This is a genomic window from Kitasatospora sp. NPDC056783 (genome assembly GCF_042789895.1).
GTDB lineage: Bacteria > Actinomycetota > Actinomycetes > Streptomycetales > Streptomycetaceae > Kitasatospora.
Window position 1 is genome coordinate 1 of the sequence record NZ_JBHUAF010000620.1, and the last position, 2,781, is coordinate 2,781.

General features: G+C 71.8%; 2 protein-coding genes. Both read right to left on the bottom strand.

The features are described from left to right. Nucleotides 1-20 precede the first annotated feature (20 nt). On the bottom strand, nt 21-1,691 hold the full coding sequence (ptsP, locus tag ACFRMQ_RS39920; RefSeq protein WP_380735809.1) for a phosphoenolpyruvate--protein phosphotransferase: 1,671 nt from the start codon (nt 1,689-1,691) through the stop codon (nt 21-23). 101 nt (nt 1,692-1,792) lie between these two features. Beyond that, nucleotides 1,793-2,242: a PTS glucose transporter subunit IIA gene (locus tag ACFRMQ_RS39925; RefSeq protein ID WP_380735810.1), complete on the bottom strand. Its 450-nt coding sequence runs from the start codon at nt 2,240-2,242 to the stop codon at nt 1,793-1,795. Between the last annotated feature and the right edge of the window lie 539 nt (nt 2,243-2,781).

A 2,781-nucleotide genomic window follows, 5' to 3' on the forward strand; every position in this document is an offset into this window, starting at 1 on the left:
CCCCTTTCGTGTGCGTGCCCTTACTCGCCCGAGAGCACCTGCTGCGCGGCGGCCCGCGCCTCCTCGGCGCTGTCCGCGGCCCGGGCCGCTTCGGCCGCCCGGCGGCACTGCGCCAGCGTGTACCTGGCGAGCGCGGTGCGCACGTAGGGGATCGAGGCCGCGCCCATCGACAGGCTGGTGACGCCCAGACCGGTCAGCACCACGGCCAGCAGCGGGTCCGAGGCAGCCTCGCCGCAGACACCGCAGCTCTTGCCGGCCGTCCGGGCGGCGTCGGCCGCCGCGGCGACCAGGTCCAGCAGGGCCGGCTGCCACGGGTCCTGGAGACGGGCCAGCGCACCGACCTGGCGGTCGGCCGCGAAGGTGTACTGAGCGAGGTCGTTGGTCCCCAGCGACAGGAACTCGACCTCCTGGAGGATCGCCCTGGCACGCAGCGCGGCCGACGGGATCTCCACCATCGCGCCGAACTTGGCGTCCAGCCCGGCCTCCCGGCACGCGGCCGCGAAGTCCTTGGCGTCCTTGCGGTCGGCCACCATCGGGGCCATCACCTCAAGGTGCACGGGCAGGCCCTCGGCCGCCGTGGCCAGCGCCCGGAGCTGGGTCCGCAGCACCTCGGGGTGCTCCAGCAGGGTGCGCAGACCGCGCACGCCCAGCGCCGGGTTCGGCTCGTCGGCCGGGGTCAGGAAGTCCAGCGGCTTGTCCGCGCCCGCGTCGAGCACCCGGACCACGACCCGGCCCTCCGGGAAGGCCTCCAGCACCTGGCGGTACGCCTCGACCTGCTTCTCCTCGCCGGGCGCCTTCGCCGAGTCGTCCAGGAACAGGAACTCGGTGCGGAACAGACCGACGCCCTCGGCACCGTTCGCCAGCGCGGCCGGCACGTCGGCCGGGCCGCCCACGTTGGCCAGCAGCGGCACCCGGTGCCCGTCCGAGGTCTGCCCCGGGCCGGAGGAGGCGGCAAGCGCGGCCTTGCGCTCGGCGGCCGCCGCCCGCAGCTCGGCCTGCTTCTCCTCGGACGGCTCCAGCAGCACGTCACCGGAGCTGCCGTCCACCGCGACGACGGTGCCCTCGGCGACCTCGATCGCCCCGGGCAGCGCCACGACGGCCGGCACGCCCATCGCCCGCGCCAGGATCGCGCTGTGGCTGGTCGGCCCGCCCTCCTCGGTCACGAAGCCGAGCACCAGCGTCGGGTCGAGCAGTGCGGTGTCGGCCGGCGCCAGGTCCCGCGCGAACAGCACGTACGGTTCGTCGCTGTCCGGCACGCCCGGCATCGGCACACCGAGCAGTCGGGCCACGATCCGGTTGCGCACGTCGTCCAGGTCGGCGACCCGCCCGGCCAGGTATTCCCCGGCGGAGGCCAGTAGCGCCCGGTAGGCGGCGAACGCGTCGTAGACACCGCGCTCGGCGCTGCTGCCGACCGCGATCCGGCGGGACACGTCGGCCATCAGCTCAGGGTCCTGCGCCATCAGCGCCTGGGCCTCCAGCACGGCCTGAGCCTCGCCGCCCGCCAGATTGCCGCGCGCGATCAGGTCGGCGGCGACCGCCTCCACGGCGGCCTGGGCCCGCGCCTGCTCACGGGGGGCGTCCTCGGTCGGGATCTGGGTGGCCGGGGGCTCCAGCACCGCCGTCCCCATGTGCCGCACCTGGCCGATCGCGACCCCGTGGCTGACACCCACGCCGCGCAGTGTCTTCTCCATCTACCTGTCTCCGCTGAGAGGAGCGGCCCCGCCGGGAACCGCTGAGTGCCGGGCCGCCCCGTCACTTCCTGCGGGGCGGGTATGTGTCGAAGGCCGAGAGCTCAGCTCCAGCTGAACAGGGGCTCGCCGGAGACGGCCTCGCCGTCCTGCCGCAGGTCGCCGAGCGAGTCGGCGGTGGCCTCCAGCGCCACGATCGGCGAGATCGGCGACTTGCCCGCGGCCTCGACGGCGGCCGGGTCCCACTTGATGACGGCCTGGCCGCGGGTCACCGTGTCGCCCTTGTTGACGAGCAGCTCGAAGCCCTCGCCGTTCAGCTGAACGGTGTCGATCCCGAGGTGGGTCAGCACCCCGTGACCCTCGGCGTCCACGACGACGAACGCGTGCGGGTGCATGGAGACGACGACACCATCCACCGGAGCGACCGCCTCGGTCGGCCGACGAACCGGGTCGATCGCGGTCCCCGGGCCGACCATCGCGCCCGAGAACACCGGGTCCGGCACGCCGGCGAGCCCGACGACCTTGCCGGTCAGCGGCGACGTCACAGTGGTCATGGTTGTGCCTCCCAAGTGCGCAGTACAGCGAGCGGCCGCGAGGAGCGGCGCGACGATCGACTGAAGCCTAAATTATGTCAACTTCGGACATCTGCTGACATTCCCGGGCGAAGAACCGCCCTCGCCCACCTGCTGGCCGGCGACCCATCGAGCCCGGAGTGGTCTAGTCCTCTCGGCCGATGCGCCGCACTCTACAGGCATCTTGGCGAATCGGACCCATTGCTGTATATGCTCGCGAGAGCAACAAATCATGCCTCCGTCCGGAGGACTCCGGGTGCGCCCCGATTCGCGCTCCGGCAGGCGACCCGCTATGGTTGGTCGAGTCGCCGCAACTCGGCGGTTAACGCCAGATTTCAGATGCGAAAAGCTCCGGTAAACGGAGTGGAAAACGTCTGGTAAGCTGGAAACACGAAAGAACGAAGCCCGGAGGGCCTGCCGGAAGGTAGTCCGAAGGAAGCGTCCGTTCCTTGAGAACTCAACAGCGTGCCAAAAGTCAACGCCAGATATGTTGACATCCCCGGCCTCGGTCATTGCGACTG